Source organism: Exiguobacterium acetylicum (assembly GCF_019890935.1).
Lineage (GTDB): Bacteria > Bacillota > Bacilli > Exiguobacteriales > Exiguobacteriaceae > Exiguobacterium_A > Exiguobacterium_A abrahamii.
This window is the reverse complement of sequence record NZ_CP082333.1, coordinates 2,648,777-2,671,801: the sequence shown is the minus strand read 5'-3', so window position 1 is coordinate 2,671,801 and position 23,025 is coordinate 2,648,777. Positions and strand designations below refer to the sequence as shown.

The 23,025-nt window shown below is 46.9% G+C and carries 22 protein-coding genes; 14 read left to right on the top strand and 8 right to left on the bottom strand.

What is annotated here, in order from left to right; all coding sequences use genetic code 11:
• The first annotated feature begins 142 nt into the window (after positions 1-142).
• The 3 genes from K7G97_RS13855 to K7G97_RS13845 all read left to right on the top strand — a co-directional run bounded on the left by K7G97_RS13855 (position 143) and on the right by K7G97_RS13845 (position 3,651).
• On the top strand, positions 143-706 hold the full coding sequence (locus K7G97_RS13855) for an RNA polymerase sigma factor (protein ID WP_223040817.1): 564 nt from the start codon (positions 143-145) through the stop codon (positions 704-706).
• Positions 687-1,424, top strand: coding sequence for an anti-sigma factor (locus K7G97_RS13850; protein WP_029342595.1), 738 nt, complete (start codon positions 687-689; stop codon positions 1,422-1,424). The genes K7G97_RS13855 and K7G97_RS13850 overlap by 20 nt, the downstream gene beginning before the upstream one ends.
• 184 nt (positions 1,425-1,608) lie before the next feature.
• A complete protein-coding gene (locus K7G97_RS13845; protein WP_223040816.1) occupies positions 1,609-3,651 on the top strand; it encodes a bifunctional diguanylate cyclase/phosphodiesterase in 2,043 nt (680 codons plus the stop codon).
• A gap of 232 nt (positions 3,652-3,883) precedes the next feature.
• Here the strand turns inward: K7G97_RS13845 and K7G97_RS13840 are convergent, their stop codons facing one another.
• The 3 genes from K7G97_RS13840 to K7G97_RS13830 are packed head-to-tail and all read right to left on the bottom strand — an operon-like array spanning position 3,884 to position 5,919.
• Positions 3,884-4,231 carry an iron-sulfur cluster biosynthesis family protein gene (locus K7G97_RS13840; RefSeq protein WP_223040815.1) on the bottom strand — a complete coding sequence of 116 codons (348 nt, stop codon included), beginning with the start codon at positions 4,229-4,231 and terminating at the stop codon, positions 3,884-3,886.
• Positions 4,232-4,282: 51 nt separating this feature from the next.
• Positions 4,283-5,014, bottom strand: a complete 732-nt coding sequence (locus tag K7G97_RS13835; protein WP_223040814.1) for a tryptophan-rich sensory protein — start codon at positions 5,012-5,014, stop codon at positions 4,283-4,285.
• Positions 5,015-5,073: 59 nt separating this feature from the next.
• Positions 5,074-5,919 (bottom strand): DegV family protein, encoded by an 846-nt coding sequence (locus K7G97_RS13830; protein ID WP_195864462.1) that lies wholly within the window; start codon positions 5,917-5,919, stop codon positions 5,074-5,076.
• Positions 5,920-6,106: 187 nt separating this feature from the next.
• Here K7G97_RS13830 and K7G97_RS13825 point away from each other — a divergent pair, with 187 nt between their 5' ends.
• The 6 genes from K7G97_RS13825 (at position 6,107) to K7G97_RS13800 (ending at position 11,115) form a co-directional block, all read left to right on the top strand.
• Positions 6,107-6,652, top strand: coding sequence for a helix-turn-helix domain-containing protein (locus K7G97_RS13825; protein ID WP_023469352.1), 546 nt, complete (start codon positions 6,107-6,109; stop codon positions 6,650-6,652).
• A 13-nt stretch (positions 6,653-6,665) separates the two neighbouring features.
• Entirely contained in the window at positions 6,666-7,760 is a 1,095-nt protein-coding gene (locus tag K7G97_RS13820; RefSeq protein WP_023469351.1) for an ABC transporter ATP-binding protein, read from the top strand.
• Entirely contained in the window at positions 7,760-8,566 is an 807-nt protein-coding gene (locus tag K7G97_RS13815) for an ABC transporter permease (RefSeq protein ID WP_396133836.1), read from the top strand. Before K7G97_RS13820 ends, K7G97_RS13815 begins: the two co-directional genes overlap by 1 nt.
• The gene (locus K7G97_RS13810) at positions 8,566-9,366 is read left to right on the top strand and encodes an ABC transporter permease (RefSeq protein WP_223040812.1); all 801 of its coding nucleotides are present in this window, start codon (positions 8,566-8,568) and stop codon (positions 9,364-9,366) included. Before K7G97_RS13815 ends, K7G97_RS13810 begins: the two co-directional genes overlap by 1 nt.
• Positions 9,367-9,369: 3 nt before the next feature.
• Positions 9,370-10,443: an ABC transporter substrate-binding protein gene (locus K7G97_RS13805; protein ID WP_223040811.1), complete on the top strand. Its 1,074-nt coding sequence runs from the start codon at positions 9,370-9,372 to the stop codon at positions 10,441-10,443.
• 162 nt (positions 10,444-10,605) lie between these two features.
• Positions 10,606-11,115, top strand: coding sequence for a hypothetical protein (locus K7G97_RS13800; RefSeq protein WP_223040810.1), 510 nt, complete (start codon positions 10,606-10,608; stop codon positions 11,113-11,115).
• Between the two features lie 32 nt (positions 11,116-11,147).
• Here K7G97_RS13800 and K7G97_RS13795 read toward each other — a convergent pair whose 3' ends face one another.
• A complete protein-coding gene (locus K7G97_RS13795; protein ID WP_223040809.1) occupies positions 11,148-11,756 on the bottom strand; it encodes a YktB family protein in 609 nt (202 codons plus the stop codon).
• Between the two features lie 133 nt (positions 11,757-11,889).
• Here K7G97_RS13795 and K7G97_RS13790 point away from each other — a divergent pair, with 133 nt between their 5' ends.
• The gene (locus tag K7G97_RS13790; RefSeq protein WP_058703796.1) at positions 11,890-13,587 is read left to right on the top strand and encodes a GGDEF domain-containing protein; all 1,698 of its coding nucleotides are present in this window, start codon (positions 11,890-11,892) and stop codon (positions 13,585-13,587) included.
• A gap of 96 nt (positions 13,588-13,683) precedes the next feature.
• Here the strand turns inward: K7G97_RS13790 and K7G97_RS13785 are convergent, their stop codons facing one another.
• The 4 genes from K7G97_RS13785 to K7G97_RS13770 form a co-directional block, all read right to left on the bottom strand.
• Positions 13,684-14,334 (bottom strand): homing endonuclease associated repeat-containing protein, encoded by a 651-nt coding sequence (locus K7G97_RS13785; protein WP_047393045.1) that lies wholly within the window; start codon positions 14,332-14,334, stop codon positions 13,684-13,686.
• 269 nt (positions 14,335-14,603) lie between these two features.
• Positions 14,604-16,253 carry a peptide ABC transporter substrate-binding protein gene (locus tag K7G97_RS13780; protein ID WP_223040808.1) on the bottom strand — a complete coding sequence of 550 codons (1,650 nt, stop codon included), beginning with the start codon at positions 16,251-16,253 and terminating at the stop codon, positions 14,604-14,606.
• A 329-nt stretch (positions 16,254-16,582) separates the two neighbouring features.
• On the bottom strand, positions 16,583-17,032 hold the full coding sequence (gene bcp, locus K7G97_RS13775; protein ID WP_223040807.1) for a thioredoxin-dependent thiol peroxidase: 450 nt from the start codon (positions 17,030-17,032) through the stop codon (positions 16,583-16,585).
• A gap of 13 nt (positions 17,033-17,045) precedes the next feature.
• Entirely contained in the window at positions 17,046-17,885 is an 840-nt protein-coding gene (locus K7G97_RS13770) for a hypothetical protein (protein ID WP_087681395.1), read from the bottom strand.
• A gap of 122 nt (positions 17,886-18,007) precedes the next feature.
• Here K7G97_RS13770 and K7G97_RS13765 point away from each other — a divergent pair, with 122 nt between their 5' ends.
• From K7G97_RS13765 to K7G97_RS13750, 4 genes are all read left to right on the top strand, one after another.
• Positions 18,008-18,295, top strand: a complete 288-nt coding sequence (locus tag K7G97_RS13765; protein ID WP_023469340.1) for a HesB/YadR/YfhF family protein — start codon at positions 18,008-18,010, stop codon at positions 18,293-18,295.
• A 130-nt stretch (positions 18,296-18,425) separates the two neighbouring features.
• Positions 18,426-19,970: an L-glutamate gamma-semialdehyde dehydrogenase gene (pruA, locus tag K7G97_RS13760; protein ID WP_223040806.1), complete on the top strand. Its 1,545-nt coding sequence runs from the start codon at positions 18,426-18,428 to the stop codon at positions 19,968-19,970.
• Between the two features lie 78 nt (positions 19,971-20,048).
• Positions 20,049-21,560, top strand: coding sequence for a sodium/proline symporter PutP (gene putP / locus K7G97_RS13755; protein ID WP_316499541.1), 1,512 nt, complete (start codon positions 20,049-20,051; stop codon positions 21,558-21,560).
• 111 nt (positions 21,561-21,671) lie between these two features.
• Entirely contained in the window at positions 21,672-22,916 is a 1,245-nt protein-coding gene (locus K7G97_RS13750; RefSeq protein WP_223040805.1) for an Nramp family divalent metal transporter, read from the top strand.
• The last annotated feature ends 109 nt before the right edge of the window (positions 22,917-23,025 follow it).

Sequence of the window (23,025 nt, the reverse complement as noted above, 5' to 3'; positions counted from 1 at the left end):
AATTTTAAGCTATACTTTTATTAGAATTAGGGAATATGGATGTGGTGAAGATTTTTACTTAGAAAATGAATAAAATAGAAAACGATTTGGTGTCAGCTTGCGTATACTATATGATAAGGCTGACATCAGAAGGAGGAGAAGGATGCACACTCAATCCGATGAATCGCTTTATCATCTGATGCGTAGCGGAGATGAGCAAGCCCTCGAGACGTTGTACGATAAGTACGAGCGGCTATTATTCTCATTCGCCCATCGCTTTACGAATAATGACCGGTTGTCCGAAGAAGTCATACAAGAAGTGTGGATGAAGATTTGGAATGGTCGTGTTGATTTTGATACGCAAAAAGGAAAGTTTTCATCGTGGATTTTAACGATTACACGTAACGCGGCACTTGATTGTCTCCGTCGTGAAAAACGACAGCCGACGATCGAAGTCGAGGAACGAGATGGTGGATACGACGAGCCGGTCGAGCGAACGGTCATGCAACGGGAAACGGCTGCTGAAGTGCGCGACGCGGTCAGTGAACTGAAGCCAGAGCAGCAAGAGCTGATTGAACTCGTTTACTTCCAGGGTATGACGCAGCAACAGATTTCAGAGCGACTCGATTTACCTCTTGGAACGGTCAAGACGCGAATCAGGAGCGCGATTCAAGCATTACGAAAACGAATGGATGGGAGGGAACGAGATGGAAGAACGTTGTCATGACTTAATCGATTATTTCAATGGAACATTATCCGCAGCAGATCGCGACGCGTTCGAAGCGCATCTTGCGACGTGTGAAGAATGTCGCGAAGCGCTTTTAGAAATGGAAGAACTCATGCTTCCCATCGCTGAATCGCTTCCGGAGCGACCCGTTCCTGCAGGTATGAAAGCACGAATTCTTGGAGAAGTCCTTGGTTCAGCAGAGACGGCGTCTCCGAAGGAAGCACCGATGACTACTCCGGTAGACATCAAACAAGCACGTCAGCAACAAACGAAGAAAAAAAGTGTCCCACTCGGCTGGTTGATGAGTATCGCCGCCGCCTTGATTCTCTCACTTGGTGCGAACGCCTACTTCCTCTCACAGGAAGAAAGCACGGATACACCCGAGACGTTAGCCATGGATGAGATCAAAGGGATGGGGAACTTCGAAAGCACAGAGTCCATCAAAGGATCAAGCATGATTTTCACGCAAAACGATAAATCGTACATGCTGGTCCAGTTGAAGGATTTACCACCCCTTCAAGAAGGGCAACTTTATCAATTATGGACGATTGAAGGCGAAACACCTACTGCGAACGGTGTCATCGAAAAAGATGGAGAGGCAGCAGCTGTCTTCCCACTTAAAGGAGACGGCAAGGTGGACGCGGTCGCCATCACGGTCGAACCAGAACCAGATTTAGAAAAACCGACGGGCGAAATCGTCGCATCGGTTGCATTATAAGAATGAAGTTTAGCGGATCCGTCTCGTACGGATTCGCTTTTTTTGTGCAAGGTGCTCAATAGAATAAGTAAATGCGCGTTGAAATGATAAGAAATCGAATGAATTTCTAATTTTTACTGAAGAAATGAGACCGAGCAGACGATAGTTAGGAGAATGACAGTCTATTAAGGAGAGGCCTCATACAATGAATGAATGGATTATCTTAACGAAACATTATGAAGTGACACTCGTCGTAGTGTCAGTGCTCGTTGCCATCATCGGATCATATGGTTCATTAGAGTTAAATCGGCGTCTCGCGAAGGCGACTTCCTTGAAGAAGCGTGCCTTGTTCCTCTCATCATTGACGATGGGATTATCAATCTGGGGAATGCATTTCGTCGGGATGGGGGCATTCGCCCTGTCGGTTACGGTTCGCTATGATTGGTTTTTAATGTTCTTATCCGTCATTCCTGCCATTTTGGCTGCTTTCATTGCCTTCCATCTCTTGTACTCGTCGACGATTACGAGAAATAAGGTGATTTTAGCGGGAGCACTGATGGGGGGCGGAATCGCCACGATGCACTATCTCGGGATGATGGCGATGCAGTTCGGCGGAACCGTCCGGTATGAGACAGGATTATTCCTCTTATCGGTTCTGATTGCCGTTACCGTCGCGTATATCGCTTTGTTACTGCTCCATCGCTTAAGACATGTCAATCAGAAACGGATCTTGATTCCCATCGCGGTCGTGATGGGGTTTGCCATCTCGTCGATGCATTATGTCGGAATGCTTGGTACATCGTTTTGTATCCCAGCTTCCAATGCCGGGATCATCGGTGACGCTCCTATCACATCGAACATCTTAAACGAAGTCGCAATCCCCGTCTTCTTGATCGTCATCTTGATTGCTGGACTCTATATTCATTTGGAGCGACGTGCTCTACAAATGATGGCGTATACGGATCATTTGACCGGACTGCATAATCGGAGATGGCTTGACCATCATATGGGAAAGGTCGATACCCATTACGGTCGAGCGAAACAGGAGATGGCGATGGCTTTACTTGATCTGGATGGATATAAATGGGTCAATGACACATTTGGTTTTGATAAGGGAGACGCGGTCATTCGGCAGTTCGCGGAGCGGATGCTACGGACGCTAAAGGAAGATGAAGCATGTATCCGTTACAATGGTACGCAGTTCTTCCTGATCAAACGTGTCTCGCAGGAAGATATGACGGAGGTCTTCGAACAGATTTTAGAGGACGTGCGTCAACCGATCGATCTCGAGGATCAGGCTGTTCATCTGACAGCGACGATGGGCGTCATCTTACCGGATACAAAGGAATCACTTGAAATGCGAATCGGTCAGATGGAGAGTGCGCTACGTGCTGGTAAGAACGAGGGACGCGATCGTTTCATCGTGTATGATGATGCGCTACACTCTGATCGCAGAGAGCAATTGATCGTCGGTTCCTTACGCCGGGCGATGACGGATTTCAAGGAGTTCGCTCTCGTCTATCAACCGAAGATCGCACTCGCGACAGGCAAGGTCGATCAGGCGGAAGTCTTGATTCGCTGGAATCATCCGAAGTTCGGTTTCATCTCACCGGCGGAGTTTATCCCGCTGGCTGAAAAATACAGTTTGATTCATCGTTTGACCGAGTGGGTGTTGAAGGAGACCGTCGCACAGATGGAGATTTGGAAGAAGGAAGATTATTTCATTCGTCAAGTCTCTGTCAACTTATCCGCGATGCACTTCCGATCCGAGTCACATAACGTGATGATCAAAGAAATCGTTCACCATTCCTTAAAGAGTGGGAGCGAGTTACAACTACAGCTCGAAATCACGGAAACGTCCGTCATGGAGAACCTCGACCGAGCGATGATGATGCTCGGTGAGCTGAAACAACTCAGTCTGACGATCGCACTTGATGACTTTGGAACGGGTCTATCATCCCTGACGCACCTGAAGCATTTGCCGATCGATATCCTGAAGATCGACAAGTCGTTCATCGATGAAGTCCCACATGACGAACGGGGAACGGCGATCACGGAAATGATCATCCAGCTTGCGAAGAGTCTTGGAATCGAAGTCGTCGCAGAAGGTGTCGAGACACTCGAACAGCATCTTTTCTTGAAGCGTCTCGGATGCGATTATGGTCAAGGTTACTATTACAGTAAGCCGATGCACGTGAAGGATCTCAATCAGCGGACGATCGAAGAAACGGTTCTGAATGTCGGATAAGGCAATCCAAACACGACTTTCGTACGTATACTAGATAAGCATGCGAGGATGATGCATGCGACGTCTGGGGGGACGCAAAGCGCTGGAGTTTTTCACCAGCTCGTGCACGATGCAGACAGACATCCAGTACATTTGACTATACTCAGGCAATCCAGCTTTCAACGCAGCACCTGTCTGTTCGAACACAAACAAAGGCAACTTCCACGACGGAAGTTGCCTTTTTCATTTGTGTTTATGAACGAACCGTCAGGACGCAGCCTGTTTGATCCGTCACGAGCACATTCGTATTGAAGTATTGGCCATCACTCTTTAGGATGAGCGCTTTTTTCTCCGAGTTGTAATCGAGTGTCATTTCTTGATCGAGGAAATGACTCGACCATCGCTTGACGAGAACGGGACCGACGTTTGAATCAATCGTCATGTCTTCCGGTGTCGCTTCATCGACGATGCGAATACTGAAAATACCAGAGTTTCCGCAACCGCAACCCTCTGTATCGTAATAGAGATGCAGTTGACCGGATACTTCACCGCGTAATTGGCGGATTCGCTCCTGAGCAGACGGTGTAAATGTGATGTTCATGGTCATTCACTCCTTTCCTTTAGTATACGCCGTTTGAACGAGAAAGGAACGTCACTTGCTCACGCTGACTTGGCGGCGCATCCGGACGAGAAGGAAGATATAACCGGCTAACAATAAGACAACACTACCGAGAACCGTCGTATCGACGAGACCGTTATCGGACTCGAAGTTGATTGCGATATACGCCCAAACGAAGACGAGCGGATAAATCGGGTCACGGTTCGCAAACATGAAGAGAAGCGCGATGATGACTCCGACGACAAGTATGATCATCGTCCAACCCGCATCTCCAATTCCAAGCCAAGATGTCACACCTTCTGCGTTGATCGTCAGGAAAATGTCAGCAATCGTTGCGACCGATACCCAGCCGAGATAAAGCGAGAACGGTAGCTTAAAGCGTAAGCCTTTCGTCTCACGATCAATCTTCGAGTAGATGACGATCAATGACAGCAAAAGACCAACGATGACGACGACGGAGACAACGAACAGTTCAAACGTGAAGGAGACGATCCAACCTGCGTTGAACAGACAGCTGATCAAGAACCACGGTCCGATTTTCTTCGCCAGTTCGTGTTCCTTAAATTTCGGAATCGATTGTAAAATCAACCAGATGAGTAAAATCGCATAAATTAATCCCCAAATCGAGAATGCATACCCAGCCGGTTTAAACAATGTGATGATCGAATCAGAGATTCGTCCTGTCTTTCCACCATCGAGGGCGTTCACGGCAATCGTGAATATGAAGCCGACCCAGTTGAGCCAAATCCATTTATTATTTTTCAAACAAAAAACCTCCTTTATTCTCTAAAGAAGGTTTACCCAAAAATCATTTTCATTATTCATCACGGTCGGCGTGTCGGGTTCAAAAAGGACATACCGATTGCTGGATTCCCTGTATGCGAACCGAGAACCGGCGTTAAGTCATCGATGCGGACACGCACATCGTATTGCGATTCGAGTCGTTGTTTCCACTCGAGTGCAAGGTCATACGCTGTCGCGTGGAATAGTGAAATATCCGTGACCTGCCCACGTTCAATGATTGCGACAAGGTGATCAAAAATTTTCGAATGTGCTTTTTTGAACGTCCGGACGGTTTGGTAAGGAACGATCTTTCCTTCTTCGAAGTGGAACAACGGGCGAAGTTGCAACAAATTACCGACGAATGCCTTCGTCGAAGAGATGCGTCCGCCTGCTTGTAATTGATCGAGGTTCGCGACCGTGAATTCAATGTGATGATCGAAACGACGCTCGAGAATGATCTGTTCGACGGATTCGATTGAGTGTCCCGCTTCGACGAGTTCAATCGCTTCTGCTAGGAGTTGACCAGCCGGATAAATCCCACAACGGGAATCAATCGCAATCAGACGAAATCCAGCAATCTCTGCCCCTTGAACGGAAGCACTGTACGTGCCGCTCAGTTCGCTCGATAAGTGAACAGCGAAGCCGACGTCGTAATCCTCTTTCAACCGTTCATAGTGCTCAGTGAAACTCCCGATCGAAGGTTGGCTCGTCGTTACCTTGTGTTTTGAGTCAATCCAGCTATAGACGGTCTCTGCATCAACGTCGACACCATCGACGAAACTTTCTCCATCCTTCATGACAAGTAAAGGGACGACCGAAAGATCATCGCGCTGAGCGATCGTATCCGGTAAAATCGTTGTACTATCAGTGATCCAAGCGATCCGCATAACAAGTTCCTCCTTAAATTAGTACCTGATATTAATTGTAGGTGTAAGCGTTCTCGCTGTCAAATGAACATTAAAAAATATTGAACGTTTTAGTTGATTAAATAATGAAATACGCTATAATCGGTACGTGATTAGTAAACTTTTAGTCATCTTATACTAAACTAAGCCGATGAGAGGAGGACGTCGATTGTACTCAATCGGTCAAAAAATCAAGAACCTCCGTCTTCAAAAGGGATTGACGCAAGAGGAACTAGGGGAAAGAACAGACCTGAGTAAAGGGTACATCTCGCAACTCGAACGGGAAATCAGTTCACCGTCGATCGAGACGCTGTTTCATCTCCTCGAAGTCCTTGGCATCTCACCGAAGGATTTCTTTGATGAGGATACACTCAATCAAAAAGTCGTCTATGGGGAAGAAGATGTCACGACGTATGCCGATGAGGAACAGGGGTATCATGTCACGTGGCTCATTCCGGAATCGAACGAAAAAGAGATGGAACCGGTCCTATTGACACTCGCGCCAGGGGGAGCATTCAAGACGTATGAACCATCAGGTGCCGAGACGTTCGTCTATGTGCTCGCAGGAAACGTCACATTGACGCTCGGACGTCAGTCTTTTGTAGCAAAACAAGGAGAGACACTTTACTATAAGGCTTCAGAAATCCATCAACTACGCAATGAGTCAACACAAGAGACGAAGGTCCTCGTGACCGCGACTGACTCATATTTATAAAGGAGGAACTAGATTGGCAGATACTACGATCATTCAATTCAAGGACGTCACGAAACGATACGACGATCAGACCGTCCTCGACCAAGTCAGCTTTGAAATCGAACGCGGGAAGTTCTATACGTTACTCGGACCATCGGGTTGTGGGAAAACGACGATCTTACGACTGATTGCTGGCTTTTCGGAAGCGACAGAAGGGGACATCATCTTCAACGGAAAACGGATCAACGATGTACCGGCGAACAAACGTCAAGTCAATACGGTTTTCCAAGACTATGCACTCTTCCCGCACTTGAACGTCTTCGAAAACATCGCCTTCGGTCTTCGCATCAAGAAGGTGAAGGAAGCAGAGATCGCAAAACGTGTGACGGATGCATTGAAGTTCGTCAACTTGTCCGGTTATGAGAAACGAGAAATTACCGAGATGTCAGGTGGACAGCGGCAACGTGTCGCGATTGCCCGGGCAATCGTCAATGAGCCGGAAGTCATCTTGCTCGATGAGCCACTATCAGCGCTCGACTTGAAATTGCGGACAGAGATGCAGTATGAGCTGCGCGACTTGCAACGTCGTCTTGGAATCACGTTTATCTTCGTTACGCACGACCAAGAAGAAGCACTGGCGATGTCAGATGAGATCTTCGTCCTCAATCACGGTGTCATTCAACAATCGGGCACACCGACGGATATCTATGATGAACCGATCAACCGCTTTGTCGCGGACTTTATCGGTGAGTCGAACATCATTCCAGGGCGCATGGTGGAAGACTATCGGGTCTGGTTCGCAGAGAAGGAATTCGAATGTGTCGACCGTGGTCTTGAATTGAACGAACCGGTCGAGATCGTCATTCGTCCGGAGGACCTTGAAATCACGAACGTGACACAAGGGAAATTGCAAGTCACCGTCGATTCGCAACTTTTCCGTGGCGTGCACTACGAAATCGCTTGTATGGATGAAGTCGGTAACGAATGGCTCGTCCACAGTACGAAAAAGGCGACGGTTGGTGAGCAGATCGGACTGACATTTGATCCGGAAGCGATCCACGTCATGCGACTGAACGAGACGGAAGAAGAATTCGATAAGCGTCTGGAATCCTACGACGGGGTGTTATGATGCAAAAATCACGTAACTGGTATCTCATCCCGTATCTATTCTGGATTGCCTTGTTCGTCATCGCACCGATCGTACTCGTCGTCTACTATTCATTCCTTGATTTGGACGGCAACTTCTCATTTGAGAACTACCAGAACTTCTTTACGTCGACCTATTTGACGATGACACTCAGCTCGTTCTGGTATGCGTTTTTGATTACGGTGTTTTCGCTCTTGATTGGTTATCCGACCGCTTACTTGTTGACGAAAACGAAGCATAAACAGCTGTGGCTACTTTTGATCATCTTACCGACGTGGATCAACTTGTTGTTGAAAGCTTATGCCTTCATCGGGTTGTTCAGTACGTATGGTCTTGCGAACCAAACGCTTGAAGCGATTGGAATTGGACGACAACAGATTCTCTTTACCGATTTCAGTTTCGTCTTCGTCTCGGTGTACATCTTCATACCGTTCATGATCCTGCCGATTTTCAACGCGATTGAAAAATTGAGTCCGTCACTCGTCTTCGCTGCACGTGATCTTGGGGCGTCGAACTTCACGACGTTCCGACGTGTCGTCTTCCCGTTGACGATCGATGGTGTGAAGTCAGGCTGTCAGCTCGTCTTCATTCCGGCATTATCGCTGTTCATGATTACGCGTCTGATTGCCGGAAACCGCGTCATCACGCTCGGTACAGCGATTGAACAGCAGTTCCTCGTGACACAGAACTGGGGCATGGGAGCGACGATCGCTGTCTTCCTCATCATCGCGATGGCGATCATCCTTGCCTTGACGAGTACGAAACGGAAGAAAGGAGCGACGACTTGATGAAACGTCTGAAACTAGCAAATCTTTATCTGATCGGAGTCTTCATCATTTTGTATGCTCCGATATTCTACTTGGCATTCTATTCGTTCAACAGCGCAGACAATATGACGAACTTCGATTCGTTCACGTGGGATTGGTACAAGGAAGTCTTCCAAGATTCACGCTTGTTGATCATCGTCTTGAACACACTCGTCATTGCCTTGTTATCCGCAGCGATCTCGACAATCCTTGGCGTATTCGGAGCAATCGGGATTCAAGCCGTCCGTAAGAAACGGGTCGAGACGTCGTTGTTGACGCTCAACAGCATCTTGATCGTCAGTCCGGATGTCATCATCGGAGCATCGTTCTTGATCTTCTTCACGCTACTTGGCATCCAGCTTGGTTTTACGTCGGTCTTACTGTCCCACATTGCGTTTTCGGTACCGATCGTCGTCATTCTCGTCTTGCCGAAGTTGCAGGAGATGAGTCCGACGCTCGTTGATGCAGCACGTGACTTAGGCGCAAGCCGCTGGGATGTTCTGATGAAAGTCATCTTGCCGTACATCACACCCGGTATCTTTGCTGGATTCTTCACGGCATTGACGTACTCACTGGATGACTTTGCGGTGACGTTCTTCGTGACAGGAAACGGCTTTACGACATTGTCCGTTGAGATCTACTCACTTGCCCGTCAAGGGATTTCGATGAAGATCAACGCCTTGTCGACTGTCATCTTCTTGTTTACGTTCCTGCTCGTCATCGGCTACTACTTCTTGAACCAACGAGCTGCTACGAAGCTTTCGCGACCGGAGGTGAAATGACCGTTGAAAAAATTGATTCAATTGTTCGCCGCGATTTTCTTGATTTCAGGTGTCATTCTTTTCACCTTGAATCAGTTGAACGAGACACAAGGGTATTCGGGGAAAAATGTCCTGAACATCTACAACTGGGGTGATTACATCGACCCGGCACTGATCAAACAGTTTGAAAAAGAGAGCGGCATCAAGGTCGTCTATCAGACGTTTGATTCAAACGAAGCAATGCTGACGAAGATCGAACAAGGAGGAACGACATACGATATCGCCGTTCCGTCCGACTATGCGATTGCGAAGATGATTGATGAGAAACTCGTCTTGCCGATCGATCATCAAAAGATTCCGAATCTCAAGAACATCGATTCACGCTTTTTAGATTTATCGTTCGATCCGAACAACAAGTACTCGATTCCGTATTTCTGGGGAACGGTCGGTATCGTCTACAACAAAGACTTGATTGACGGGAAGAAACCGACGAGCTGGAAGGATCTCTGGGATCCGAAGCTGAAGAATCAGATTCTACTTGCTGACGGTGCCCGTGAAGTCATGGGGATGAGCTTGAACAGTCTCGGTTATTCGTTGAATGAAACGGATGAGTCGAAACTGCAGGAAGCAAAAGCGAACTTAATGCGCCTGACACCAAACGTCAAGGCGATCGTCGGGGACGAGATTAAGTTATTGCTCGCGAACGAAGAAGCAGGACTCGGTGTTGTCTGGTCGGGTGATGCAAACGAGATCATGAGCGAAAACGAAAATCTCGACTACGTCATTCCAAAAGAAGGATCGAATGTCTGGTTCGATAATGTCGTCATTCCGAAGACCGCGAAAAACGTCGAGGGGGCACACGAGTTCATCAACTTCATGTTGCGTCCTGATATTTCAGCGAAGAATGCGGACTACGTCGGCTATTCGACACCAAACAAAGAAGGCTTGAAATTGCTCGATAAGTCGGTTCGGACCGATGAGCGATTCTATCCTGATAAACAAGTTACCGATACGCTTGAGGTCTATGAGAACCTCGGAAAGAAAATGCTCGCGCATTACAATGAGTTGTTCTTAGAGTTTAAGATGCATAAGAAATGAGGTAGAACCTAGTGTCATGCGACACTAGGTTCTTTTTTTATTTCTCATCAAAAAAATAAATATAAGTTCCCAGAAAAAAACTATAAAAACTGAATAATTTTTTGAAATAGGGGAATCAGTTTATTATCAACGCCTTTCATAGGCGCCGAGGAGGACATCATCATGAAACAAGTCTTAGGAATCATCTTAACTGCCGCACTCACTGTCAGCATCGTGTCAGGCACTTCATATAACCAATCAGTCGAAGCAACAAAACAGACAGACGTCAAATGGCTGCAAGAAATTCAAACACAAGCGAAAAAAGCACGTTCACTCGATGGAAAAGTCGTTCTTGAAAAAACAACACTTGCCCAAGTACATAAATCCTATAAGGGGGAAAAGAACTCGAATTGGTGTCAAAGCGGAAATGGTCTTGCCTCAGCGGATCGTGCTCTTCATTACTGCTCCACGTATGGGGTAAAGGACACAAAAGCGAAGGTGAGTGCTATCGTTTATGATCCGAAACAGGTCAAGCGAACTGTGACGGTCAAGGAAGTCAAAAAAGCGTATCCGACAGCGAAACTCGATAAAACATTCAACGTCATGACCGTTTCCTCAAAACAGGTCAACATTTATCTAAATTTGAATTCCGAGCGTACACAAGTCATGTCAATTCTAGTAAAATATAACTAATGTAAAAAGGATGACCGATTCGGCCATCCTTTTTATTTAATCGTTTTATAGAGTGGTACGAGATACGAATAGGTATTTCGAATCATTTCCAGTAATTCTTCGCGTGACAGGTGATGCACTTGTTCTGCCGGAATGTGGCGACCAACAAGGAATTCTGCCTTTTTGACGTCGTGGAAACGTTGTAATCCTTTTTCGATATCCGTCTCATGAACGGAGACGGCGTCTTTTTTCATATGATCATATGAGACGACGAAATCATCCGGAAGGGATGTCAGCAGTTCTGTATGCTGTAACAGTTTCGATGCGTATTGTTGTTTATTCGGCAACTCATAGATGTAGGCGAGCCAAATGAACAGATGATCATCAAACAGACCGACTTGGAAATGCGGATGTTTTTTGTATCCACGTTTATCGGGGGAGAATGCCATCCATGTATCCTTCGGAGGGTTGACCTTCCGGCGAGCGTGTTGCGCGATATGAACATGGACATCTTCTGCTGTTGCGACCGTTAAGTCAGGTGCGACTTCCTGACCGATGTCTCGAAAGACCGGCTGGATGCGTTCGCGAATCGCTTCCATCCGTGGTTCTAGTCCATCAATCTGAAATGTATCAAATGCGTGTTGCGTGAATGTATTTGTCATGAAAAAATCACCTCGCGTCAATTGTATCAAAGGAAACCATCGAAGTTCGACTTTTTGCTCGAAAAGTAGAATAATAGACATATCGATTTCCAGTAATATACAACTACATAATTTAAAGGAAGGGGAATGTTTTGTGCGTCGTTTTCAACAATATCTCCTTCGAAGCTGGGTCGTTTTTTTCGTAATCGTCATAGGCATCGATCTTTTTGCGAAGTCGAGAGATTATAGTCTCAGCGTCGATTTGTTTACGTTCTTATTGATTGCCGCCTTATCGACGATTTTCGTCGTCGATCCTGTCCGTCGTCGTCATATGAGTTTTACTTTCCATTTTGGATTCGTCCTCTTTACATTTTTGACGTATGGATTACTATCAGCGATTTGTGTCGGGCAATTGACGATGCTCATCTATCAGTTGCGAACGATTCATACACCAATCGGACGTCGGCGGATGTTACATAACTATCCCTTCAACGTCGCACTCGAATTGTTTTTAATCGTTCCAGCAGGTCTTGCCTATAATGCACTCGGCGGGACACATGGCGAAGCATTCGTGCTGACAGAAAACATCGTACCGTTACTGGCGATGGTCGCGATCCTCTGGATTGTCCTCTTATTGCAATATCAGTTATCCCGATTTCTTCTTGGAGAAAACATCCCAAATGACGTCATGTTCCAGCTGCTACGTTTCGAAGCGGTCGTCATCACGGCAGAATTGTTATACGGAATCTTCAGTACACTCGTCGTTCAAGGAAACGGGAATAGCGGACTCGTAATGGCGGCGTTTGCCTTATTCATCATCAAGCGTGCACTGGGAAGTTCCGTTGAAGCGACAGATCGGATTGAACATTGGGAGCAGATCGAGCGATTGAAAGAGGCGGCTTGGAAAGATGGTGATGCCCAGTTCATCATTGAGCGGTATTTACGACAGCTCAATCAATTCGTCAAACCGGATATCGCTTGGATTAAGTTTGATTTCAAAGAAGGAAAGCAGAGTGTCTACTATTCGTTGAAGGACGGAAGAAAGTTAAAAGCCGATCATGTCGAAGGACGAATCATTGAAGATATCATCGAGAAAGAAGAAGTCCTTCTTTACGGGATGCAACAGGAGTGGGATATTCGTCTTTACGATAGCTTGCCGGAAGAGACACAGTCGGTCCTTTTTATTCAACCGGAAGCGACGGAGACGATCAACTGCTCGTTGCTCCTTGCCTCGAACGCAAGTGGTGAGTTCACGCAGGATTTCGGTTACGAGCTATATCGTGCCCTACGTGTTCTGTCGTGGGCGGTGGAACGGGCACACGAGCGAGAGCGCTTGTTGACCGACAGCCGGACGGATGCGATGACGAAACTACCGAACTATCGTGCCTTGCAAGAGTGGGGCGATCGTCGTATTAAACAACGCGATCTTTATCCGTTCTCAGCCTTAATGATCGACTTAGATCACTTCAAACAAATCAATGATACGTATGGTCATGAAGTCGGAGACGTCGTCTTATTTGAAGTGGCGAAGTTACTGATGCAAGCAACACGCATCACGGATCTTGTCGCCCGTTACGGGGGGGAGGAGTTCGTCATCTTACTACCGAATACGGATCTTGATTCAGCCCAAATCGTCGCAGAACGAATCCGCGAGACGTTGCATGCGAATCCGATCTTAGTCGAAGGGCATACGCTCCGAATCACGGCAAGCATCGGCATCGATACATTAAAGGAACTCGGAGATCTCGCGAGTTTGATTCGAAATGCCGACCGTGCGATGTACGTTGGAGCGAAGTTCCAAGGACGCGACCGTGTCGCATCGTATCAGGAGTGGAAAGAGAAGGTCATTTAAATCAAGTAGAAGAAGGTAGCAGAGACGCTATCTTCTTTTTTGATGTAAAAAATCCTTCCAGTTCGGATGAACGAGAAGGATCGAAAAAGAATAAGTTCATTGTGCTTGTTGTTTGCTGAGACGAATCTCGTTTTCAATCGCATGGATCGCGGCTGACCAAGAACCATAGCGATGAAGTAAGGCTTTCGTCGATGGTTTGTTGTTTCGTTTCGCCCATTCCCGGTACGCTTCAAAAGAGAGGGCAAAGCCGACTTCCTCGATGGCTTGGCGCAGAGAAGCAGCAAGTTCAGCTTTCGAATAAGTGACGCTTGCTTCAAGTCCTGCAGCGGTACACGCATCGTGCCACGAACCGAACATCTTGACGATGTGATAGTGACTCGGTGCATGATGGACAGATTTACGCCACATCTGGTACTTCTTAAGTGTGATCGTAGAGCCGACGTCTTGTGCGTACCGTTCGAATGACTTTAAGATTTCGTCTTTCGTATATTTCGGTGCCCGCTCGAGCTCCTCCGGCTGTTGATCGACATTCCACTCGTATCCAGCAGCAGACAAAGCTTCCGGCCATGATCCGAATTGACGAATGATGTTTTCTGGTTGAGGCCAGTCATTGACTAAAGCATAACGGCGATAGACAGTACGGCGTGGACGGTCCTGGATGAGTTCACCGACCGCACGGATGGCTTCAATCATCTCAAGTTGCTCTTCTGTATAACTCTGTTGACTCGTAAGTACACGTTGCTTCATGAGTGAGTCCTCCTTCCTAGTTCGATGTAGTATTGAGGCAAAAGTCCTCTGTATTAGATATATCGGTACATTTCCATTAATTATGAATAATTCCCGCAAAATATTGTAAATAAAGTGAATCGGATTCTTTGCTTAGTATAAATGGAAGTCATGGAAATGAAAACAGAATGACACGAAATTTTAATTCTATTCAGAAAAATAGGACAAACGGCTCAGATGGAAAAAAAGACCAGACACGCTCGTCAGCGAATCTGGTCTTTTGATATAACTTATTTTCCTTCGATGTAAGCCCATTTGTACGAAGTATCGGCACCAACTTTGTGGTTAACGATTCCTTTGACGTATGGTTTACGAAGAGAAGAAACACCTTTTTGGTACATGACGGAGATCGCTTGATCGTCTTCAAGGAGTACTTTTTCAGCATCTTTGAGGGACTGCCAACGTTTTGCTGCGTCAGTCTCTTTTTGAGCTGATTTGATGAGTGAATCATACTTATCGCTTGTGTATTTACCGCGGTTGTATGGTCCACCAGTTACCCACATATCGAGGAATGTCATCGGATCCTGATAGTCAGGTCCCCATCCTGCGAATGACAGTTCGAACTCACCTTTCGATTCAAGCTCTAGCTTATTCTTGAACGGTTGTTGTTTGATCGTGACTTCAAGACCTGGAAGGTTTTTCTCCCACTCGCCTTTGAGGTACTCTGAGATTTTCTTCGAGTTGTCATCATCATATGAGAGTAGCTCAAGTTTGAATGATTTCTTACCAACTTCTTTAAGTCCTTTTTCGAATGATGCTTTTGCAGCAGAAGCATCGAATGAACCGAAGCCTTCGTTTCCATCACGGAAGTCTTTACCGTCTGGACCTTTTGCGAAGTCTTTTGGTACATAGTAGTAAGCAGGGATCGAACCGTTGTTCAAGAGAACTTTTGCCATCTGCTCTTTATCGTACCCAGAGTCGATCGCTTTACGGATATCCTTGTTCTTCAAGAGTTCATTCTTGAAGTTCATTTGGACGTAGAACATGTTCGCATCGAGACGAGTTATGAAATCGTCATCATCTTTATATTGATCGACAAATTCACTCGTTAAGCCAGCTAAATCAACATCGCCTTTTTCATACAAGTTGACACCTGTAGAGACTTCTTTAACGATTTTCGTGTTGATTTCTTCAAGTTTGACGTTATCTTTATCCCAATACTCATTGTTCTTTTTGTAACTCCAGCCGACATCGGTCTTCCAATCCGAGAGGACGAACGGACCGTTGTAAAGGAAAGTATCTGCATTCGATGCGAAGTTCTTGCCTTGTTTTTCGACGAATTCTTGTTTCAATGGCATGAATGAACCGAAACCAGTCAACGATTTGAAGTATTCAGCCGGTTGTGTCAACTTGACTTCAAGTGTCTTGTCATCGACCGCTTTGACTGCGACATCTTCTGCTTTCCCTTTACCTGTGTTGTATGCTTCTGCACCCTCGATGAGGTACATGATGTATGCATACTGCGAACCACTCTTCGGATCAAGGACGCGTTTCCATGCGTATTCGAAATCTTTAGCGGTGACATCACTGCCGTCCGACCATTTCGAATCACGAAGTTTAAATGTGTATGTAAGTTTATCTTCTGAAATGTCAACACTTTCTGCGACACCCGGTGTTGCTTCTTGTTTGTCGTCAAGGCGGAACAGTCCTTCTTGAACGTTGTTCAAGACTGTGAACGATACTGAGTCCGTTGCGACGGTTGGGCTAAGTGCCGGGATATCCGAACCGTTGATCAAATTCAAGACTTGCTTGTCTGAGGCTTTCTCTCCTGACGTCGAACCGCCTTCTTTTGAACCTTCATCTGTCGTCGAACATGCCGCAAGACTTGATCCAGCGATTGTCAGTGCTCCGACGAGTGCAAGTGCCTTTTTCTTCTTCATAAAGTAAATCCCTCCCAAAAGAAATAGATATATCTGGTGAAACGATAAGAACCGATAGGATAGCGATCCGGTGTCCGACTAAAAATAAGAGGGGTCATCGCCTTTTATTCTTAAGCTGTGGAAAGCACCGGATCAACTTGTTATCAATAATAAATACAATATTCAGAAAAATCAATAGAATATTTTCAGATTATTTCAAAATCATTAAATTTATGTGTGATACCAACGTTTTTCTTACGAATTTATTTTTATGTAAGGATAAAATTAGGAGTTTTTAGAAGTTTTTAATACAAAAAGAACCAGTTGTACGAAACAACTGGTTCTTGAACTTATTTCTGCTCTTGGACGTACTGAAGTGCTTCTGCGACATGATCTTTTACTTTCACACTGCGCCATTCTTTGACGATTTCACCAGATTCATCGATTAAGAAAGTTGAACGAACGATTCCATAATATTCCTTACCATAGTTCTTTTTCAGTTGCCAGACACCATATTGCTCACACACTTCGTGTTCGACATCTGATAACAATTGAAACGGTAATTCGTATTTCGCGATAAAGTTCTGATGCCGTTTTTGGCTATCAGCGGAGACACCGAGAATGACGGTGTTGTTCTCCTCGAACGCATGCGTCGCATCACGGAAATCACATGCCTCGGTCGTACAACCAGGCGTTGAATCCTTCGGATAGAAATAGAGTACGACTTTTTTTCCACGATAATCCTCGAGGGAAATTGATTCTCCTTGTGCATTCGGAAGGGTGAATGTAGGTGCTTGCATGAAAAATTCCTCCTTATCCTAATTCCATGTTTAATTGATCCGCATATTTCTCAAGCTTCTTTTGAAGACTTTCTTTTAATGGATCGAGTGCGATCAAGTACTTCTCATAATCCGTCCCAGCTTTCGCCGTCTTCATGAGGAGTGGCTGTTCTTCTTCATACCAGTCTGCATAGTCTTGATAGTAATCAACGAGCGTCTCAGGGTTTCCTTCGTTCTTCAGCGCCTCACCGTAAATCATCAGAATGTTACTGTTCATCTCGAGCGCCATATAATCGGTTTGCGCATTGACGCGAGAAAAGACGGCATCTTGCTCTTTTTCATCGGTTTTTCCAATCTCATCAGCCGCCTTGGCATTGACACCATACTCATCAGCGTTAAATCCAGTGAACATGTCACCAAGTGTCGAGAAAACGGACGGATCGAATGTCGTCGGTGTCAGGACGATTTTCCACTCGTCGTCTTTCTTCAATAACAGTTTCGATCCTCGGTTCGGGAGAATCGATCCTTTTGCATCCTTGAATTCGTGGATGATATAGGCGACGTCGCCCTTTTGGAACGACTTGACGACCTTACCGGGAACGACATTCAAGTTTTTCGCACCAACGGCAAGCGGTTCAAGTTGTTTTTCGTCACCCGTATATTCAATCGATGCGAGATCCTTCGCATCTGCTCGTCCGGATTGACCGAGCGTTTTTTCGTATGTTTGATAGACGTCAAGAACGGCTTGTTCAGCCTTCTGTTGTTTCGTTTCCGTCGTCTTCGGGGATTTGGTATCTGTAGAAGACGGGGAATCGTTTCCGCAACCGACGAGTACGAGACTGGTCGCAAGCAGCACTACGAGCGATCGTTTCATTCGAATTCCTCCTAAGATGAATGTTTCATGGTGCTTTCATAGCTAATCTTGTCTCTACCATACAGGAAATTCGCTTTTTTGAGTAGGATATCGGTACACTAAATGAAAGGGGAGTGATAGATATGAAAATTCATATTACAGATGAGGCATTGCAATACTTTAAAGATGAGATGGAAGCAAAATCAGGCGATACGATTCGCTTCTTCGCAAAATATGGTGGCTCAACGGATTTAACACAAGGTTTCTCGGTTGGTGTTCATATGGAAGAAGTCGAACGGGCAGCGGTCGAAGAAGTCGTCGACGGCATCCACTTCGTCGTCTCGGATCAAGATGATTGGCTATTCCAAGGGCAAGACGTCAAAGTCTCAATTGAGCACGAAGAGATCGTCTTTTCACAAGCGAAGGAATAATCGAGAACGGAGGAGCGACCAAATCGGTCGCTCTTCTATTTTTTTGACTAGAATAATTGTAAGCGGACTCATGCTTCTGTACAATGGAGAATGTAAGCGATTTAAAGTAGAGATTAAAGGGGGAATAGAGATGATTCCGTACAAACACGAACCATTCACGGACTTCTCACAAGAAGCAAACAAGAAAGCGTTCGAAGAGGCACTTGCACTCGTTACGCAAGAACTCGGCAAAGATTATCCGCTCGTCATCGGTGGGAAACATGTGACGACGGAAGATAAAATCGTCTCCGTCAATCCGGCTAACAAAGAAGAGATCGTCGGACGTGTCTCGAAAGCGACACAGGAACATGCAGAAGAAGCGATGCAAGCAGCAGTCACAGCTTTCGAAACATGGAAATTCGTCAATCCGTCTGTACGTGCGGACGTCCTATTCAAAGCAGCGAACATCATCCGCAAGCGGAAGCATGAGTTCTCTGCCTACCTCGTCAAAGAAGCAGGGAAGCCTTGGAACGAAGCCGATGCCGATACAGCAGAAGCAATCGACTTCCTCGAATACTATGCACGTCAGATGCTCGTCTTAAAAGACGGTAAAAAAGTCGAGAGTCGTCCAGGCGAATACAATCGTTACGATTACATCCCACTCGGTGTTGGTGTCATCATCTCACCATGGAACTTCCCACTCGCGATCATGGCTGGAACAGCTGTCGCAGCAATCGTGGCAGGGAACCCGATCCTCTTGAAACCCGCATCGACGACACCGGTCGTCGCAGCGAAATTCGTCGAAGTAATGGAGCAGGCTGGTCTTCCGGTTGGTGTCTTGAACTTCGTACCAGGTTCAGGAGCAGAAGTTGGTGACTACCTCGTCGATCACCCGAAAACACGTTTCATCAGCTTCACGGGATCACGTGATGTTGGTCTTCGCATCAACGAGCGGGCATCGAAACTAAACGAAGGTCAAATCTGGCTCAAACGCGTCATCGCGGAAATGGGCGGAAAAGATACGATGGTCATCGATGAGTCGGCTGACCTCGATTACGCAGCGGACATGATCACGAAAGCGGCATTCGGATTCTCGGGTCAAAAATGTTCAGCTTGTTCACGTGTCGTCGCACTCGACTCTGTCTATGACGAGTTGCTCGAAAAAGTCGTCGCGAACACGAACAAACTGAGCATCGGTAACCCAACAGATGTCTCAAACAACGTCGGACCAGTCATCGACGCAGCAGCATTCAAGAAAATCACGTCGTACTTCGACGTCGCAAAAGAAGAAGGACGTATCGTCGCAGGTGGTACGGCAGATGATTCAACAGGATTCTTCGTCTCACCGACAGTCGTCGCGGACGTTCAACCAACGGATCGTTTGATGCAAGAAGAGATCTTCGGACCAGTCGTTGCCTTCACGAAAGCGAAAGATTTCAAAGAAGCAATCGACATCGCGAACAACACGGAATACGGATTGACAGGTGCTGTCATCACGCAAGACCGGACGAATCAAGAGTACGCGCGTGCGAACTTCCACGTCGGTAACCTCTACTTCAACCGTGGTTGCACAGGCGCAATCGTTGGCTACCAACCATTCGGTGGATTCAACATGTCTGGAACGGATTCGAAAGCGGGCGGACCGGATTACTTGACTTTACATCTTCAAGCAAAAACAACTTCAGAAATGTTCTGAAATGGTGTTTAATAGATGAAACGGGTGTGCGACCTGCATGCCCGTTTTTCTTATATCACGAAAAAAGGGGGAGCAAGGATGAACGGAATGTGGTTCGCGATTTTGCTGTATCTCGGACTGATGGTCGCACTAGGCGTCATTGCGTATTATCGGACGAAGAACATGAATGACTACATGCTTGGGGGACGTACGATTGGTCCCGTCGTCACGGCGCTCTCTGCTGGAGCAAGTGACATGAGTGGCTGGCTGTTGATGGGATTACCGGGTGCAATGTATGCAACTGGTCTGTCCAGTGGATGGATTGTCGTTGGTTTATTACTTGGCGCTTATGCCAACTGGTTACTCGTCGCGCCGCGTCTGCGTGCGTATACGGCACATGCAGGGGATGCAATCACGATTCCCGATTACTTTGAAAAACGATTCCACGATAAAAGTGGCGTCTTGCGTACTGTTTCAGCTGGAGTTATCTTAATATTCTTTATAATGTACGCATCAAGTGGTTTTGTCGCGGGTGGTCGTTTGTTCGAAGCTGTCTTTGGCCTCGAGTACACGACGGGTCTTTGGATTCTAGCGGGCGTCGTCATCGCATACGTCTTCCTCGGTGGTTTCCTTGCTGTCAGTTGGACGGACGTCGTCCAAGGGATGATCATGGTCATCGCGTTGCTGATCGTACCAGGCGTTGCCCTCGCTTTAAGCGGTGGGATCAACGAGACGCTCGAAACGATTCGGTCGACGGACGGTTCAAAGCTCGAGTTATTCAAAGGTACGACGGTCATTGGAATCGTCTCGCTACTCGCTTGGGGACTCGGCTACTTTGGTCAGCCGCATATCATCGTTCGTTTCATGGCGATTCGGAACTTACACGAGATGAAGTCAGCACGTCGCGTCGGGATGATCTGGATGACGTTCTCGATCGTTGGAGCGATGGTGACAGGTTTGATCGGATATGCCTACTTCACGCAACAAAATAGTCCTTTAGGAGAACCAGAGAATGTCTTCATTCAATTATCACGAGATCTCTTCCCAGGGTTCATTACGGGACTGTTGCTTGCAGCCTTACTTGCTGCCATCATGTCGACGATTTCGACACAGCTACTCGTCTCTTCGAGTGCGGCAACGAATGATTTCTATCAACGTTTCTTCAAGCGTGATGCTTCTGATCGTGAATTGATGGTCATGGGGCGCGTGATGGTCCTTGTCGTCGCTGCTCTAGCGATTCTCTTATCGTTCGGTGCACAGAAGTCGATCTTGACTCTCGTTGGTTATGCGTGGGCTGGTTTCGGTGCCGCGTTCGGACCAGTCGTTCTGTTCAGCTTGCTTTGGCGCCGGATGAACAAGACAGGAGCACTTGCTTCGATGATTACGGGATCTGTCGTCGTCATCGCCTGGATTCTCATCAAACAAAATGTCGAAGGGTTGCCATTCTACATTTCTGAGATGTACGAGATGATTCCAGCCTTCTTCGCTTCGACTGTTGCGCTCGTCATCGGTAGTCTCGTGACGAAGGAACCGAGTCAAGCGATCTATGATGAATTCGATCAAGTGCAAGCGCAGCTAAAAGGTGCAGAACCTGAGCGGAAGATCGTCTAATTAACCAAAAGGGGTGTTTCCTGATTACAGGAGACACTCTTTTTTTGTTTACTTCATACGTTATTATTTACCATAAACATATTTGTTGCACTTGCGCAAAATGAGCGTATAATGAAAACAAAAAGTGAGGTGAACGAGATGGCGACACAGCCACTTACACAAGATTTACCGAAAAAACGGACATATATCGGACCGGCGTTCGTTGCTGCCGTCGCGTATCTCGATCCGGGAAACTTTGCGACGAACATGACGGCAGGTGCCCAGTATGGGTACTTGTTGCTCTGGGTCATCGTTGCCTCGAACTTAATGGCGGTCGTCATTCAGTTCCTGTCAGCCAAGCTTGGAATCGTCAGCAATCTCAGTTTAGCGGAAGTAATCCGGGAAGAGTTATCGCCGGTCACTCGCTTCTTCTACTGGGTCCAAGCGGAACTTGTAGCGATGGCAACCGATCTCGCGGAGTTCGTCGGCGCGGCACTCGGATTTCATTTACTGTTCGCGATCGATTTACGGATGGCGGCGCTGTTGACGGCAGTCTTGTCGTTTGTCATCCTCGGCTTCGAGCAAAAAGGGCTTCGACATTTCGAAGCCGTCATTGCCGTTCTTGTTTTAATCATCGCCGCTGCTTTTGCGATTGAAGTATTTGAAGTCCATCCGGTCTTTCGTGATCTATCGGCAGGGTTGTTACCTGGATTCGAAGGTACGTCGAGCATCGTCCTCGCTGCCGGGATGCTCGGAGCGACCGTCATGCCGCATGCGATCTATCTCCATTCCGATTTAACGAAACGACGGATGGGGCACGTTGCGAATAAATTGTCGATGTTACGCATCCAGCGTTTCGACATCTGGGGAGCGATGTTGATTGCTGGAGCGGTCAACGGAGCGATGCTCGTTATCGCCGCCAGTGTGTTTTACGGCACGACGTATCAAGCGGGTTCGCTTGAAGCGATCTATGAGGGGCTTCATGTCACGCTTGGTGGTATCGCACCGTATCTGTTTGCGATTGCTTTACTCGTCTCGGGTCTCGCTTCTTCAAGCGTCGGGACGATGTCAGGGGACGCGATCATGCGCGGCTTTCTTCATCTTCAACTGCCATTGTTCGTTCGACGGACCGTGACGATGTTGCCGGCGATTTTGTTACTGTTCTCCGGTTTTGATCCGACACGGGCACTTGTACTCAGTCAGGTCGCCTTATCGTTCGGGATTCCGTTCGCGCTCATTCCCTTGATTCGGGCGACAGCGAGTGAACGGTACATGGGGGAACATCGGAACAGTCGGTTCATGAACGCATTGGCCTGGATCATCGTCTCGATCGTCATCGTCTTCAATATCTATCTGCTCGTCGATGTCTTAGTATGAATATTCAGTATTTTTGTTTCGTCTGATTTAAAGCGGGTATTTCATAACTAGAAGCTTTCCGCCCGGAAGCTTTGCTACCCCTATAGGACGATGGTGCGGACCTCCCCCC